The sequence below is a fragment of the Bradyrhizobium sp. 14AA genome (genome assembly GCF_054185205.1).
In genome coordinates this window covers 56,856-72,660 of the sequence record NZ_JAVAYM010000019.1, presented here as the reverse complement: position 1 = coordinate 72,660, position 15,805 = coordinate 56,856, and the positions used below count along the sequence as shown (strand labels likewise).

Genomic DNA, 15,805 nt, shown 5'->3' with positions numbered 1-15,805 from the left:
TGTTTATACTATTTAGAATAGTTCTAAACTATATAGGGCGCCGTGGTTCCCGGGTCAAATCAGGCGGTGCGGGTCTTGGCGAGGAAGTCCAGCAGCAACCGGCTGACCTCGGCGGGCTGCTCCTGCTGCACCCAGTGGCCGGCGCCGTCGACGAGATGGCAGTCGAGCATCTTCGTGCATCCGCGCCCCTGCATCGCCTCGAACACGCCGGGGCGCTGATAGGTGCCCCAATCCTGCAGCCCCGAGATGAAGCAAGAGGGCACGTCGATGCTGCGTCCCGCGAACAGTTGCATCTCGTGATTGAGCATGCCCGACGTCCCGTAGCGATACCATTGCAGCCCGCCCTGGAAGCCGGTGCGGCCATATTCGGCGCTGTAATAGGCGAGCTCGCTGTCCGGCAGCCATCGATTGGCGGCGATCGCCGCCGGCGACGGCATCTCCTTCGCGACCGTCTCGGCCATGGTCTCGCCGGCGTCCATCACATAATAGGTCGGCAGTTTTGCCAGTTCATTCGCCGACCATGATGTCAGCGGAGTGGGCTTGTTGTCGGTCCAGTCCGCGCTCTTGTGGTGATAATAGGCACGCAGGAAATCATGCACGCCCTGCGGCGCGTGCTGCATGTCGGCATTGGCCGGGCGTGTCGAATAGTACCATTGATAATGTTTGCGCGGACGCGGCAGCGCGGCGAGCTCGCGATGCACGGGGTCTTCGACCGCAGGCTTTGCCGGCGCATCGGCCGTGTCGAATGGCAACGGCGGCGCTCCGCCGAACGGCGCGCTCATCATCGTCACCGAACGGAACACGTCGGGCCGTATCAGCGCGCACCAGGACGCAACCGGGCTGCCGAAATCATGCCCGGCCAGATCGACCTGCCTATAGCCGAACGCCGACACCAGGCTGAGCGCATCGCGCACGAGGTTCAGGAGCGAGAACGGCGCGAGATCGTCGTCGTAATCGGCGCTCCATCCCGTGGTGCGGCCATAGCCGCGCTGGTCCGGCGCGATCACGTGATAGCCCGCGGCGGCAAGCGCCGGCATCACCTTGCGCCAGGAGAAGGCCAGCTCGGGAAAGCCGTGCAGCAAGAGGATGCAGGGGCGCCCCCTGGTCTCGAATCCGGCCTCCAGCACATGCATGCGCAAGCCGTTGATGTCGTCGACATATCGCGAGCGGATTCCGGCGGGCAGGGGGACGTCGGGGAGTGCGGTCATCGTTTCTCTCCACTCGGGCGGAATCGTAGGGTGGGTTAGCGAAGCGTAACCCACCGCTTCTGTCTCTGCGGAAACCAAAGAGGTGGGTTACGCCTACGGCTAACCCACCCTACGGCTACGATTACGGCATCCCGCTAAACCGCCGCGCACACGAACGCATTGCCCTTGCGCCTGATCTTCCCCACCGACGGCGAGGGGAAATGCGCGGTGCAGCACAGCGTGTCGGTGTCGCAATAGCGTTCCAGAAAACCGCGGCGCGTTTTCGCCGCCGCGGCCGGGTCGACGTCGAACTTGATCGACAGCTCCGGATAGAGCGTTTGCAACGGCGAGTGCATGAGGTCGCCGGAGAACACGGCGTCGTCCTTGCCGCGGCCCATCGTGACGGCGATATGGCCCGGCGTGTGACCGGGCGTCGGCAGGATGCGGACGTGATCGCCGATCTGGTGATCATTGCCGACGAGCTCGTGGCGCCCGGCCTCGACCACGGGCAGCACGCTGTCGGCGAAGGGCGCCACCTCGGCCTTCGCGTTCTGCGCGGACCAGTGATCGAATTCCTGCCTGGCGAAGACGTAGCGCGCCTTGGGGAAGGTCGGCACCCAGCGCCCGTTCTCCAGCCGCGTATTCCAGCCGACGTGATCGACATGCAGATGCGTGCACATCACGAAATCGATGTCCTCGACAGCAAATCCGGCGGCGTTGAGCCCACGCAGATAGGTGTCGTCGGTCTTCATGTTCCATTTCGGCCGCGGCCGCGGCTTGTCGTTGCCGATGCAGCTGTCGACCAGGATGGTGTGATGCGGCGTCTTCACCACGTAGGACTGGAAGCACAGCAGCAGCACGTCCTGCTCGTCCAGCGCCTTGGCCTGCCGCATCCATGTCCGGTTCTCGGCCAGCACCTCGGCCGTCAATCCCGGCAGCATCTCCAGCGCCGGGACGAACGAGGTTTCCTGCTCGATGACGCGATGGATGGTGAGATCGCCGACCGAGAACTTCAGGCTCATGAGAACTCCAGTTTCCTAAGCTGCCGGCGGCACCGAGATCTTCACGGAGGGCCGCTCCAGCATCTTCTGGTGGAAGGCGTCGAGCTTCGGATAGGCCTTGCGCCATCCGCAATCGGCGAAGCGGAAGTCGGCATAGCCGAGCACGCAGACGAGGCCGATCTGCGAGATGTCGAACGGGCCGTTCAGAACGTCGGGCATGTTCTCGAAGCGCGCCATGCCGGTCCAGGCCCGGTTCCAATGGTCGTCCGACCACGCCTGCCATTGCAGGCCCTGCGGCCGCACCATCTTCTCGTAGCGGCACAGCAGCATGGAATCGAGCATGCCGTTGATCAGCGAGTGATTGGTCTTGGCCTTCCAGCGCCGCGGGCCGTAGTCCGGGATCAGGCTGCCGCCGGCCATCTCGTTGAGATATTCGACGATGACGTAGGAATCCAGAATGACGTCGCCGTCATCGGTGATCAGCACCGGCAGCTTCTTCAGCGGCGTGATGCGCGAATAATCTTCGTTGACCGTGCCCGGCGCGACGGTTGCCGGCGTGAATTCGATCTTGTCGATCAGCCCGAGCTCGATCGCGGCGATGCGCACCTTGCGGGCGAAGGGCGAGGCGGCGGAGAAGGAGAGTTTCATGTCGTGTATCCACTAATGAACATTTTGCTTCGTCATTGCGAGGAGCGAAGCGACGAAGCAATCCAGAGTGTCGCCGCGGAGGGATTCTGGATTGCTTCGCTTCGCTCGCAATGACGAGGAGAGAGGCTTACGCCGCGATGATCTCCTGGCGCTGCTCGCCGAGGCCTTCGATGCCGAGCGTGACGACGTCGCCGACATTGAGGAAGGTCGGCGGCTTCATGCCCATGCCGACGCCGGGCGGGGTGCCCGTGGTGACGACGTCGCCGGGCAGCAGCGTCATGAACTGCGAGACATAGGAGATGCACTTGGCCATGCTGAAGATCATGGTCGCGGTCGTGCCGGACTGGCGGCGCTGGCCGTTGACGTCGCACCACATCGACAGGTTCTGCACGTCCTTGATCTCGTCCTTGGTGGCGAGCCACGGTCCGAGCGGGCCGAACGTGTCGTGCGACTTGCCCTTGGTCCACTGTCCCAGGCGCTCGATCTGGAAGTTACGCTCGGAGACGTCGTTGCAGACGCAATAGCCGGCGACATGGTTGAGCGCGTCGGCTTCCGAGACGTATTTCGCACGGGTGCCGATGATCGCGGCGATCTCGACTTCCCAGTCGAGCTTGGTCGAGCCGCGCGGCTTCTCGACCGCATCGTTCGGGCCTGATAGCGCGGTGTTCGCCTTGAGGAAGAAGATCGGCTCGGCCGGAATCGGGTTGCCGGTCTCCTTGGCGTGGTCGCTGTAGTTGAGGCCGATCGCCACGAATTTCGAGATGCCCGCGACGGGGGCGCCGAACCGCGGCTTGCCGGAGACGGCGGGCAGCGAGGCGGGATCGAGCGCCGCCAGCTTCTTCAGGCTCTCCGGCGAATAGGCCTCGCCGGTCAGGTCCTTCAGATGCGCCGACAGGTCGCGCAACTGGCCGGATTTGTCGATCAGGCCGGGCTTTTCCGCACCGTTTTCGCCATAACGAACAAGCTTCATTCTCGTTTCTCCCTAGGAAATGGACCGATCGGTTAAACAGCTTCATGGAACAGGGCGGCAGGAAATTCAACCGCCTATGGCGCGGCGCATTGCAGCCCTTCCTTTGTAGGGTGGGTTAGCCCTGCAGATGCGCAAAGCGCATCTGCTCGGCGTAACCCACCTCTTTTCTTTCCGGGGGATAGACCGTGGTGGGTTACGCCCAGCGGACTGCGCTGCGCGCAGCCGCAGGTCTAACCCACCCTACGAAGCCTACGATTGCAACGCCACAAACCTGAACGCGTCCCCATCCCGCCGGATATGCCCGGCCGTGAAATGCCCGCCGATCACCAGCGTCGGCGTGCCCGCGAAGCGCGAGAACAGTTCGTGCCGGGTTGCCACCGATTGAGCGGGATCGGAATCGACGACCGAGCACCAGTCGAGATGCGTCATCTGACAGGGGTGATGGGCGACGTCGCCGGTGAGCAACCCCTGTTCGCCGCCGGACTCGATCAGGACGCTCATGTGCCCCGGGCTGTGGCCGGGCGTCGGGATCACGCTGATCTCCTCGCACAGCCGGTGGTCGCTCGGGATCAGCTCGGCCTGGCCCGCATCGACGACCGGCTTCACGGAATCCTCGAACACCGCGACCTTGTCCGGCTCGGCCGTATAATCACGCCAATATTCATATTCGGTCTTGCCGAACACATAGCGCGCCTTTGGGAAGGTCGGCACCCATTTGCCGTCGACGAGCCTGGTGTTCCAGCCGACATGATCGACGTGAAGATGCGTGCACAGCACGGTGTCGATGCTGTCGGGCGCAAAACCTGCTGCGGTCATCGTCTCCAGGAACGGCGTCGAACGGTTATTCCAGGTCGGCACGCCGCGTCCCTGCTTGTCGTTGCCGAGGCCGGTGTCGACCACGATGCGGCGTGAGGGCGTCTCCACCACCAGCGAATGGATCGACATCTTCAGCCGGCCTTCCTCGGTCGCGAAATGCGGGATCAGCCAGGGCAGCTTCCGGATTTCGTCATTTGTCGCGGCCGGCAGGATGAAGCGGGTCGAACCCACCGTCTCCAATTCCACGACCTTGGTGATCTTGACCTGACCCACCTTCCACGACATCCGGCGCCTCTCCATGTTCTTGCTCTTGCGAGGGAACATGCACGTTTTCCGTCATCGGGCGCAATGGATCATCTGACGCGGTGCGGCGTTATCGCGGGAACCCCAGGAAAAAGCCGACGAGGGAGCCATGCCAGAGCTTGCGATTTCCGCGGAGAAGGTCGCCTTCATCATCGAGAAGGCGCGCGAATTCGACGTCAAGGAAGGGAATTCCGATCCGGATTCCGGCTCGAACCCGACCGATGACGACGCGGTCGACGTGCTGGAGGACGATGGCTCCGACCCCGTCGTCAATGAACTCGGAAGCTTCATGATCGCCTTGAACGAGGACGAGCAGCTCGACCTCGTCGCGCTGACATGGCTCGGACGCGGCGAAGGCACGATCGATGATTGGGATGATCTGCGCGCCCGTGCGGTGGAGGCGCGGAGCGAATATCGCAGCCCGCGCCGTGAAACGGTGCATTATTTGCTCGGCGAACCCATGCTGGGTGATCTGCTCGCCGATGGGCTCGACGAATTCGGCATCGACTGGACCGACGAGCGCCTCACCGCCGATTTCTCCGATCCCAGCGCGCGCGACGAGGACGAAGCGACCAAGCAGCGGTGAAGCGAAGCGTCCTCTCCCCGCCAGGAGCGGGGAGAGGCAGAAGATGCCTTACAGCGTGCCGGGGAACGCGCCGCCGTCCAGCAGGATGTTCTGCCCGGTGATGAAGCCGGCCTTGGCACCGCACAGGAAAGCGCAGGCATAGCCGAACTCGTCGGGCTGGCCGAAGCGGCCGGCGGGGTTGAGCTTGGCGCGTTCGGCCAGGACCTGCTCGGGTGTCGTGCCGCGCTTGTCGGCTTCGCCCTTCGCGGTGCTTGTCAGGCGATCCGTCTCGAAGGGGCCGGGCAGCAGGCCGTTGATCGTGACGTTGTTGATCACGGTCTTGCGCGACAGGCCGGCGATGAAGCCGGTGAGGCCGGCGCGGGCGCCGTTGGAGAGGCCGAGGATGTCGATCGGCGCCTTCACCGCGGCGGAGGTGATGTTGACGATGCGGCCGAACTTGCGCGCCATCATGCCGTCGACGGTCGCCTTGATCAGCTCGATCGGCGTGAGCATGTTGGCGTCGATCGCCTTGATCCAGTCGTCGCGGGTCCAGTTGCGGAAATCGCCGGGCGGCGGGCCGCCGGCATTGTTGATCAGGATGTCCGGCTCCGGACAGGCCTTCAGCACGGCTTCGCGGCCCGCCGGCGTCGTGATGTCGCCGACGATCTCGGTCACCGTCACGCCGGGATAGGCTTTGCGGATGTCGTCGGCCGTCTTCTTCAGCGCCTCCGCGCCGCGCGCGGTCAACGTGACGTGAACGCCGGCGTCCGCCAGCGAGATGGCGCAGGCACGGCCGAGGCCCTTGCTGGATGCGCAGACGATGGCGCGGCGACCTTTGATCCCAAGATCCACTGTTTCACTCCCGTAATGTCAGGCAGGTTCTAGATGGCCGCCACCTTAGCCAACCTCGGCGCCGCTGGCTCGCACCAAAATGCATGCGCGTCCGCGCGGCGATGCAAATGCGGCTGAGCTCTAGATCCGCCGTTCCTGCTTGAGGCGGTCGATTGCGGACGCTGCCTCCGGCGGCAGCGATTTGAAGCCCAGCTGGCCGACCGACGAGAACAGCGGCCGCAGATGCGAGCCGGCGAGAAACGGCGGCTGGCGGTTGGCCGGCACGATCTGGTCGAACACCAGCACCAGCGTGGTGGCGACGAGGCCGACCCTGATGGCGCCGAGCGCGGCGCCGCCGAGGCGGTCGCCGATGCCGGCCTCGCGTATCGTGTCGTTCAGCACGAGGCGGCCGATATATCCGAACAGCATGCCGACCACCAGGAAGATGCCGAAGAACCAGAACCAGTTTTGAAATAGCGGCGGGTTCGGATTGCTTGCGAGCTGCGGGACAATCAGCGGCATCAGCGCGACCGCGATGGGGGCGGCCAGGAGATAGGCGAGGATGGTCATGGCGCTGCCGAGCAGGCCGGTCCTGAAACCGAAGCCGATCGCGACGGCGAGCGCGGCGTAGACGGCGAGATCGAAACTGTTCATGAGCGAGCTCTGCCTCGATGGAACGAATGAACGCCGAACCGATCATTCCGGTTTCAGATCGCTAAAATCGTCTGTATTTTGGCTCCAAAAGCTCGCGGGGTAACGCCATGTCAGACCTATTCGACGTCAGTAAAGAAACCATCCTCGTGACGGGCGCGAGCCAGGGGCTGGGACGGCAGTTTGCAAGGGTGCTGGCGGCGCATGGCGCGGCCGTTGCGCTCGCGGCCCGGCAAACTGACAAATTGAAGAGTCTGGAACAGGAAATCCGCGGCAAGGGCGGCCGCGCCGCCGCCGTCGCGCTCGACGTCACCGACACCGGTTCGATCGCGCGGGCCGTCGATGCGGCGGAAGCAGCCCTCGGCCCGATCACGGTGCTGATCAACAATGCCGGTATCGCCATCGAGAAGCTCGCGACCGAGCAGACCGAGGCCGACTGGGATGCCGTGATCGGCGCCAATCTGAAGGGCGCCTATTTCCTGGCCACGGAAGTCGCGCGGCGGATGATCGCGCGCAAGCAGGACGGCAACATCGTCAACATCGCCTCCGTGCTCGGCACCGGCGTGTTGAAGGCGGTCTCGCCCTACGCGATCTCCAAGGCCGGCATCCTCCAGGCGACGAAAGCGATGGCGCTGGAGCTCGCCGGCCAGAACATCCGCATCAACGCGCTCGCGCCCGGCTATATCGACACCGAGATGAACCACGCCTTCTGGTCGACGCCCGCAGGCGAGCGCCTCGCCAAGCGCATCCCCCAGCGCCGCGTCGGCGCCGAGTCCGATCTCGACGGCGCGATCCTGCTGCTGGCGTCACAGGCGTCGCGGTACATGACGGGGAGTGTGGTGACGGTGGATGGCGGGTTCTTGTTGAATTGAGCGCGGCTGTCGTTGGTTGAACGCGATCTCTCCCCAGCGTCGTCCCGGCGAAGGCTGGGACCCATAGCCACGAACGTGATTTGGCGAAGACTCGTAGTTACCATCTCGCCCATAACTGCTCCCCGGGGGTATGGGTCCCGGCCTTCGCCGGGACGACCAGATAGAATTATCGCATCTCCCCCCGGATCATATCCGCCGCCTTCTCCCCGATCATGATGGTCGGCGCGTTGGTGTTGCCGCCGATCAGCGTCGGCATGATCGAGGCGTCGACGACGCGCAATCCCTCGACGCCGTGCACCTTCAGCGCCGGATCGACCACGGCCATCGCGTCCGTGCCCATCCTGCAGGTGCCGACCGGGTGATAGACGGTGTCGACGCGCTCGCGCAACAGGCTGCGGATGTCGTCGTCGCTGCGCACATTGGCGGTGAACATGTCTTTCGTCTGCAGCGCGCGCAGCGCCGGCGTTTCCATCAGGCGGCGCGTGGTCTTGAAGCCTGCGACCATCGCTTCGAGATCGTCGTTCTCGCCCAGAAAATTCGGATCGATCAGCGGCGCCTGCATCGCATCGCCGCTGGCAAGCGACACGCTGCCGCGGCTCTTCGGCCGGAGCAGGCAGACATGGCAGGAGAAGCCGGTGCCGCCATGGCGCTTGCGGCCGTGGTCGTCGACCATCGCCATGCCGAAATGCAGCTGGATGTCGGGAATGTCGAGATCGGGCCGCGTCTTCAGGAAGCCGCCGCATTCGGCGAAGTTGGAGGTGAGGGGACCGCGGCGCTCGCGCCGATATTGCAGGATGGCGCGGATCAGCCGCGGCATGCCCTTGAGCGAGATGCCGGCGAAATAGGGGCTGTCGGACATGTAGCTGAAGATGAAGTCGGGATGGTCCTGCAGGTTCCGCCCGACGCCCGGCAGATGATGCCGGCTTTCGATGCCGTGCGCGCGAAGCGCGGAGGCATCGCCGATGCCTGACAGCATCAGCAACTGCGGCGATTGAAACGCGCCGGCCGCGAGAATGACCTCGCGCCGTGCGCGGAGCTGTTTCAGCTCCTTGCCCTGCCGGTACTCGATGCCGACGGCGCGCCTGCCTTCGAACAAAATGCGCGTCGCATGTGCCTGTGTCTCCACGCGCAAATTCGCGCGCTTGCCGATGTGCGGATGGACATAGGCGCGCGCCGCGCTCCAGCGCTCGCCATTCTTCTGCGTCACCTGGTAGATGCCGAGGCCTTCATGGTCATCAGTGTTGAAATCCTCGCGGATACGGAATTGGCCTTCCCGCGCCGCCTGCAAAAAGGTCTGCTGCACCGGATTGCCGGAGCGAAGCTTGTTGACCGCGAGCGGGCCGTCCTTGCCGTGATACTCGCCGTCGAAATCGGCATTGTTCTCGGAGCGCTTGAAAAACGGCAGCACGTCCGCGTAAGCCCAGCCGGTGTTGCCGAGCGAGGCCCAGTGGTCGTAATCGGCGCGGTGGCCGCGGATATAGACCATGGCGTTGATCGCCGAGGAGCCGCCAAGGCCCTTGCCGCGCGGCTGATAGCCGATGCGGCCGTTCAGCCCCTTCTGCGGCACGGTGTTGAAGGCCCAGTTGTTGACGTTGCCGGCGACCATCAGCACCAGCGCGCCCGGCGTGGTCACGACCCAGTTGTCGCACGGCCCGCCGGCATCGAGCAGCGCGACGGATGTCGCGGCATCCTCCGACAGCCGCCCTGCGACAGTGCAGCCGGCGGAGCCCGCGCCCACGACGACGAAATCGAATGTGTCGGTCACTGATGTTTCCCCCTGCCTCTTCTCGTCATTGCGAGCGGAGCGAAGCAATCCAGGCTGTCTCCGCGGAGGATCCTGGATTGCTTCGCTGCGCTCGCAATGACGGCGTTTGCCGCCCCCTACGACATGAACCGCATCAACTTCTCCAGCCGCGCGATCTTGCCGCCATAGGGCGGATAGAGATCGGCGAGGCGGTTGAATTTGGAGCGGTAGAACACCGGCTTCAGCTTGCTGAACGTCTTGAATCCCCATTCGCCGTGATAGGCGCCGGTGCCGGAAGCGCCGACGCCGCCCATCGGCTGGTTGATTTGCGTGAAATGAAACAGGCAGTCGTTGATCGTGACGCCGCCGGAGATGGTGCGCGCCAGCACCGCGTCACGCGCCGCGCCGTCCTTGCCGAACCAGTACAGCGCCAGCGGCCGGTCGCGGCGGTTGATAAAGGCGATGGCGTCGTTGGCATCGCGATAGGAGAGCACCGGCAGCACCGGCCCAAAGATTTCCTCCTGCATCGTCGCCATCTCTTCGGTCGCGCCGGCGATCAGCGTCGGCGGGAATTTGCGGTGCGCCTTCCAGTTCGGATCATCCGCCTTCGCCGGCTGCAGGATCTTTGCGCCGCGCTGGGCGGCATCCGCGACCAGAGCTTCAAGCCGCGCATAATGCCGGTCGGAGATGACGGAGGTGTAGTCCTTGTTGGCGGGATCGGTGCCGAACATGCGCCGCATCTGCGCGCGCACCTTCTCGGCGAAGGCCTGGACGGAATTCTCCGGTACCAGCACGTAGTCCGGTGCGATGCAGGTCTGCCCGGCATTGAGCAGTTTTCCGTAAGCGATGCGCTCGGCCGCCTCGTCGAGATCGGCGGAAGCGTCGATGATCGCCGGAGACTTGCCGCCGAGCTCGAGCGTAACCGGCGTGAGATTGCGCCCCGCGGCCTCCGCGACCAGCCGGCCGACGCGCGTCGAGCCGGTGAACACCAGATGATCGAACGGCAGGCTGGCAAACGCCTTTGCGATCTCGTCCTCGACGCCGGTGACGAGCATCTCGGTTGCATCGAACCGCGCGGCCACCGTCTCCTTCAGCAGCGCCGAGAAGTGCGGCACCAGCTCGCTCGGCTTGATGATGACGCGGTTGCCGGCGGCGATCGCACCGATCGCGGGCGCCAGCGTCAGCTGCAGCGGATAATTCCACGGCGCGATGATGCCGACGACGCCGAGCGGCTGCGGCATCAGACGGTTGCGCGCGGGCAGGAATTGCAGAGCGGTGGCCACGCGCTGCGGCGCCATCCAGCTCTTGAGGTGTTTTGTGGCATGCCGGATCTCGGAGAACACCAGCATGGTCTCGGCGATGGTGGTCTCGACCGCCGAGCGGTGGCCGAAATCGGCCGAGATCGCCTGCCGGAAGCGCTCCTCGTTGTCGGCGACCGCCGCGCGCAACCGCGCCAGCCGGTCGAGCCGCTCGGCGCAATCAGGCGTCGGTTCGGCCCGCGAGCGCGCGACCATGGCCTGGAAGGCATCCTCGAGGGCCTGCAGCGAGGCGCTCGTCGGGGATCGGTCCAGGATCTGGTCCAAGATCTGGTCCGGGATCCGGTCCATGGCGCTCTCCCTTGAAGTGGCGTTTGCCGCCGGTTTTGTTGCCGCAGGCTGGCCCTTTGTGGAACTTCTTGCAAGACCACGCGAAACGGGCCGGGATTCGGCCCGGATGCCTGTCATAAAGTCGAAAAAAACGTGCTCGCAGCCCTTTCCAAAGGCAGCACGCCTTGATACATACGCCCCGCACCCGACGGGCTTTGCCCGGGGTTGCCTTCCAAGGAAGCCTTTGGGACGGATCAGGAAAGCCACGCGAACAGCGCCGGCCTCAATCCACCGTCCCCGGGATATCGGCGAAGGCAAAGCAACGGTTTAACGCGGGGTGGAGCAGCCCGGTAGCTCGTCAGGCTCATAACCTGAAGGTCATAGGTTCAAATCCTATCCCCGCAACCAAATTCGGATTTCACCGGATCCGATACGAAAATGGCCCGCTTGATGCGGGCCATTTTTGTTTTGGGGGGATGCTAGCTCTCCCGGGCCGCGTTCGGCGGCCTCCATGCCAGCTACAATCATCAGTTCAACTGGCTGGTGCTCGGCATCGAGGCCGATGTGGATTTCGGCCGCGCAAGCGACGGGCCCAGCTCGCCCTGGGCCTCATCATCTACGACGCCCCCAAGAATTGGGAGCCTCTGAACTGACGCTTCTTTCCTGACCCTGCCACAGGTCGTCCTCGAAATGCTGGTCACTGTAGTTATCGTGTCTAACTTCAGGGGACAGTCCAACACTGTCACCACGATCTAATTCGATCGCTTCTCTCAATTCCATCACTTCCTAGACGGCATCAATTTTGTAGCGATTTAAGCATCCACACCAAATCAGCCGATTGGTCGGCTGGCGGTTGAGGCGCTCTGTTGAGATAGTTGATTGTCGTGGCAAAAGCGCTTTGGGCCGGCAGGTAGCGATCAATGACCGTCGCCCCGTTGGTAGATACGAACAATTGATAGACGTAAATTTGATCAGCGTTCGAAAACTTGTTCTTGCCTTTCGAGAGCCAGGACAACGCGTCCGCGAAATCTCCCAGTAGCCAACTGTTCAGCCCCCGATAGTAATAGCCTGCTGCCAAATAGTCTGCTTTGGCGAAATCTCCCTGCTCTGCTTTCTTTATGTAGTCCTCTAACTGAAGGTTGGATTTCTTCAGCAAATTTGTATCGCGCGGATCCTGAAGCAAATACTCCTTCGAATAGAGGTGCCCGAGATAGAAGCTCGCTCGTTCAGCATATCGGCTTTTTGGGAACGTTTGTGCAACGTAGGAAAGGGGTTGAACAGCGGAGGTAAGCTCGGGCAACAACGTGCTATTGTAGCCAGCTATGCCGTCTTTATAGGAGCCCTTTGCGTTAGCCAGAGCCGAGTCGACCAATGTCCTACTTGTCTCGTCTGAGCTTTGCGACAAAAGATTGTAAAGGTAATTCATATCGTCTTTGGTGCTCGCGGTCGACCAGGTGGTCGAAACGGTTGCAAGGATTGCCAAGATATCCTGATTTGACTTGGTGTCGTCTGATCTAAGCTTCGATGCGAGGGCACTCGTTGCGGACGCTCGCATACTGGCCGGAAGTTGCGAAAGCTGGCTGCTCACGATGCTTCTAGCGACACGCCGATCTGAAGGCGATGAGCCCGAGATCGCCTTCAGAGATAGTTCTACGAAACCGCGTCCATCAATAGTGTCCGTTTGACACCATGCGCTGTTGGCGGACACTAGAACCAAAACGAGCGCCAAGATCGCACCGAACGAAATCCACCTCATCGCGCTTCTCCCGCAGCAAGGTTGGTTCGCGTAAAATGAAGCACTAGGTCAATTCGTAGAGGGTCGATTTGGTGACTGATCTTGTCGATGACAATCGACACCGGACCGGACTCGCTCGCGAGCAAAGGGTCCACCTCTAAGCCTATGCGGCGGTCATCGTCGTTCATGTCGGCTAGATCTATCTTGAATACATTTGTGCCCTCAGCGGTCCTTTTTGCGAGTTCAGGACCTTGCTTCCCAATATACGTCACTGAAAGCTGTTTCAGGGGGGTCGTTGAGGCCTGCTCGGTGCTCGCCGCAATCTTAATCGGCTGGGCGTGAAAGGTCTTAACCCTCGATTCGATTTCTTGCGCCACTCTGAGAGCTTCTTTTTTGAGTTCATCGATGGACGTTTGCCGAACTGACAAGTCGCGTTCCTGAATGGTGACCTTTTGTTCGAGGATCGAGACTTTAGTCGCTAAACCTCTGCAAACATCCTCCTTGAACTGCGCGTTCATCGCGTACAGCGCGATAAAGAGGACTGCTATTCCTCCGCCCGCCGAAAAGGCCACGGCGTTGTCCTGCCCTTTCGAGCCAAACGTCCCGTTGACCGCCGCGGCGCCACCGATGAAGCCCGCGGACAGGGCGGCCCCCAAAGAAAAAATGACCGAGATCGGCAGAAAAGCCGCGCAAACGAAATCAGGATTGCTTCCAGTCCAGTAAGCAATAACGAAAAAGCCTAGGAGTGTAACGCCACCGAAAACCGCTGCGGTGATGCTGACCCACGTAGGATTTGGCCCAATGCGCGCCGGACGGGGAGGAGATGCCACCTCGACCTCCAAATAAATTGCAACTAATATAAATATCAATCTTAGGTAAAGTCGGGTACGAAATCAAATACCAAAGAACGCAGTATCTACGAAACTAGGCGGAAGGCATCGGAGGGTGTTACGGGAAATTGTGGTGACAGCACGGTCCGGTGCACTCAATTGCCCCTTGTAGCCTTTGCCTACGCGCGCAAGTGGCGCAACGCGAGACAGTTCCGCGCGAGCAATTTCTATCCCCGCCCCCCTCAAAACTCCCCAATCACCTTCCCATCGGCCCCAACCAGCGTCGACGGCGCCTCCCCGAACACCAGCCCCTCCGGCTGAAACTTGATCTTGCTTCCGCCCTCGACGAACTCCGTAAAATTCCGCGGCGTGGCAGAGTGCACGCCGTTCGCCAGGAAGTCGTCGATCTCGTAGCAGGTGTCGGGCTTGCCGCCTGAGCCTTCGCCCAGAAACTTCTGGAAATTCTGGCTCGTCACCTTGGCCTTCTTGCGGGCCGACCAGTTGGTGTAGCGGCGGTAGAGCTTTGGCTGGATCACCGGGCCCTTGTCGGTCGCGAGCACGTCGGTCTCGCCCGCCTTGGGCTCGCGCAGGTCGAAGTCGAACGCGCCAATCGTCTTGGCGAGATGCTTCCACACCGGCAGCTTCTTTGTTCGCGCCGTCTTGGCGAGCGCGAAGAAGGCCTTGATCTCGTCCTCGTTCATCGAGGAGTAGAAGGTCGGATAGGCAAAGCCCTGCGCGACCAGCCAGTGGTTGATGTCGACCCTGTCGCCCGCGATCGTCACCTCGATGTCGCCGACCAGCCTTCCATAGGTGTCGAACACCTCGTTCGGCGCATCGACATGGGTGAACACCCGGCAGGGAATTATCGCTTCGCCGGCACGGCTGAGAAAATCGTGCAGCGCCTTGCTCGCAGTGGCGCCGAGGAATTGCCGGTAGGAATGGGTGACCTCGTGATAGGCCTGCTTCTTGGCCTCCGTCAGCCCCTTCTTCTCGGCGGTCGAGAGCGGCGACGGCATATAGTGCAGCTCCGGCGCGTCGATGCCCTGGAGGCGAACGGTGAGCTTGCCGTTCTTGATCGGTGCCGTCGCGGTGCGGCCCTTGACCTTGGCGTTGTCGAAGACGTGGGTCGGATGGAACGGCGAGGTGTCGCTCTTGCGGAAGCGGATCGCATCCGGCGCGATGCTCACCACCACCTTGGTGGTGTCGGCGTCCGATCGTCCCTCCGGCCAGAACTGCTTGACCTCGATGGTGCCTTCGACCTCCAAGAGTCCAACGGGCATCGGCCGCTCCTGTCAAACGGGCGCGATCGCTTTCCGGGCGAGACGACGCGCGCGCACAATGAGGTGCAGCGGATCACCTTCGTGCGACAGGCCCATGACGAGAGGTTCACGACGGGAGGTTCATGACGGGTGGGACGGGCGCGACCGCCACGATCCCGGCAGACAAAACGCCCGCGCGCCTGTGGCGCGCGGGCGTCGATGATTCTCTTGGCGATGCAGAATGTTTCTGATCAGGATCGGTGCGGGCAGACCATCGTCAGATAGAGCAGCGTCGGCTTGTCCGAGCCCTTCTTGTACTCCCACTCCAACCGGATCTCGTGCCGGTGAGCGAAGGCATCGCTCGGCGCGTGGGTGATGATGTTTGTCTTCATCGGGATCGGCGGCTCGGAGTTGAAGCATTTCCGCACGCAGGCATCGAGCAGATCGCATCGCGTCAGCGGGATGACGCCGGGCTCGTCCCTGGACAGGGGGACCGTGTTCGGCTGGGTGCTGAGGTCGACGCGGGCGCGGCCCTTCTCCTTGTGCCAGTACTTGGCGCTGCCTTGCGGCCACACCGATGGCGGGTTCAGGATCAAATGGTACTGACCGTATTCCAGGGTCGGCAGGTCGATGTCGTCCGATGCCTTGAGCTTGGCGACGCTCTTTTTCATGTTCGCCAGGGGAAAGTAATTGGCGTTCATCACGTCTCGAAATGCCTTGCCGCTATATACCAGTCCGCTCATCACCGTTTCCTTGATCGAACAATTTGCTGGGATCCCGGCCCAAGCATATGCTTGGTTGGCCGCC

The 15,805-nt window shown here is 62.5% G+C and carries 15 protein-coding genes and 1 tRNA gene; 3 read left to right on the top strand and 13 right to left on the bottom strand.

The window, feature by feature from the left end; all coding sequences use genetic code 11:
- Positions 1-59 precede the first annotated feature (59 nt).
- From RAD15_RS29060 to RAD15_RS29040, 5 genes are all read right to left on the bottom strand, one after another.
- Positions 60-1,208 (bottom strand): alpha/beta fold hydrolase, encoded by a 1,149-nt coding sequence (locus RAD15_RS29060; protein WP_458181643.1) that lies wholly within the window; start codon positions 1,206-1,208, stop codon positions 60-62.
- Between the two features lie 134 nt (positions 1,209-1,342).
- On the bottom strand, positions 1,343-2,209 hold the full coding sequence (locus RAD15_RS29055) for an MBL fold metallo-hydrolase (protein WP_458181642.1): 867 nt from the start codon (positions 2,207-2,209) through the stop codon (positions 1,343-1,345).
- Positions 2,210-2,224: 15 nt separating this feature from the next.
- Entirely contained in the window at positions 2,225-2,836 is a 612-nt protein-coding gene (locus RAD15_RS29050; protein ID WP_458181641.1) for a glutathione S-transferase family protein, read from the bottom strand.
- Between the two features lie 127 nt (positions 2,837-2,963).
- Positions 2,964-3,806, bottom strand: a complete 843-nt coding sequence (locus tag RAD15_RS29045; protein WP_458181640.1) for a fumarylacetoacetate hydrolase family protein — start codon at positions 3,804-3,806, stop codon at positions 2,964-2,966.
- Positions 3,807-4,055: 249 nt separating this feature from the next.
- The gene (locus RAD15_RS29040) at positions 4,056-4,907 is read right to left on the bottom strand and encodes an MBL fold metallo-hydrolase (RefSeq protein WP_458181639.1); all 852 of its coding nucleotides are present in this window, start codon (positions 4,905-4,907) and stop codon (positions 4,056-4,058) included.
- A gap of 127 nt (positions 4,908-5,034) precedes the next feature.
- Here RAD15_RS29040 and RAD15_RS29035 point away from each other — a divergent pair, with 127 nt between their 5' ends.
- Positions 5,035-5,511 carry a DUF3775 domain-containing protein gene (locus tag RAD15_RS29035; RefSeq protein ID WP_458181638.1) on the top strand — a complete coding sequence of 159 codons (477 nt, stop codon included), beginning with the start codon at positions 5,035-5,037 and terminating at the stop codon, positions 5,509-5,511.
- A 48-nt stretch (positions 5,512-5,559) separates the two neighbouring features.
- On the opposite strand, the gene RAD15_RS29030 is transcribed toward RAD15_RS29035, so the two are convergent.
- Entirely contained in the window at positions 5,560-6,342 is a 783-nt protein-coding gene (locus RAD15_RS29030; protein WP_458181637.1) for an SDR family oxidoreductase, read from the bottom strand.
- Between the two features lie 120 nt (positions 6,343-6,462).
- Entirely contained in the window at positions 6,463-6,975 is a 513-nt protein-coding gene (locus RAD15_RS29025) for a CvpA family protein (RefSeq protein WP_458181636.1), read from the bottom strand.
- A 107-nt stretch (positions 6,976-7,082) separates the two neighbouring features.
- Between RAD15_RS29025 and RAD15_RS29020 the strand changes: the two genes are divergently transcribed.
- On the top strand, positions 7,083-7,844 hold the full coding sequence (locus RAD15_RS29020; RefSeq protein WP_458181635.1) for an SDR family oxidoreductase: 762 nt from the start codon (positions 7,083-7,085) through the stop codon (positions 7,842-7,844).
- A gap of 166 nt (positions 7,845-8,010) precedes the next feature.
- Here the strand turns inward: RAD15_RS29020 and RAD15_RS29015 are convergent, their stop codons facing one another.
- Positions 8,011-9,609, bottom strand: coding sequence for a GMC family oxidoreductase (locus RAD15_RS29015; protein WP_458181634.1), 1,599 nt, complete (start codon positions 9,607-9,609; stop codon positions 8,011-8,013).
- A 116-nt stretch (positions 9,610-9,725) separates the two neighbouring features.
- On the bottom strand, positions 9,726-11,195 hold the full coding sequence (locus tag RAD15_RS29010; protein WP_458181633.1) for a coniferyl aldehyde dehydrogenase: 1,470 nt from the start codon (positions 11,193-11,195) through the stop codon (positions 9,726-9,728).
- Positions 11,196-11,505: 310 nt separating this feature from the next.
- Here RAD15_RS29010 and RAD15_RS29005 point away from each other — a divergent pair.
- Positions 11,506-11,582, top strand: a tRNA-Met gene (locus RAD15_RS29005).
- A gap of 388 nt (positions 11,583-11,970) precedes the next feature.
- Here the strand turns inward: RAD15_RS29005 and RAD15_RS29000 are convergent.
- The 4 genes from RAD15_RS29000 to RAD15_RS28985 form a co-directional block, all read right to left on the bottom strand.
- Positions 11,971-12,930 (bottom strand): hypothetical protein, encoded by a 960-nt coding sequence (locus RAD15_RS29000; RefSeq protein WP_458181632.1) that lies wholly within the window; start codon positions 12,928-12,930, stop codon positions 11,971-11,973.
- On the bottom strand, positions 12,927-13,739 hold the full coding sequence (locus RAD15_RS28995; RefSeq protein WP_458181631.1) for a hypothetical protein: 813 nt from the start codon (positions 13,737-13,739) through the stop codon (positions 12,927-12,929). Before RAD15_RS28995 ends, RAD15_RS29000 begins: the two co-directional genes overlap by 4 nt.
- A 242-nt stretch (positions 13,740-13,981) precedes the next feature.
- Complete coding sequence (locus tag RAD15_RS28990) at positions 13,982-15,019, bottom strand: thermonuclease family protein (protein ID WP_458181630.1); 1,038 nt, start codon at positions 15,017-15,019, stop codon at positions 13,982-13,984.
- Between the two features lie 230 nt (positions 15,020-15,249).
- Entirely contained in the window at positions 15,250-15,741 is a 492-nt protein-coding gene (locus RAD15_RS28985; protein ID WP_458181629.1) for a hypothetical protein, read from the bottom strand.
- Positions 15,742-15,805 lie beyond the last annotated feature (64 nt).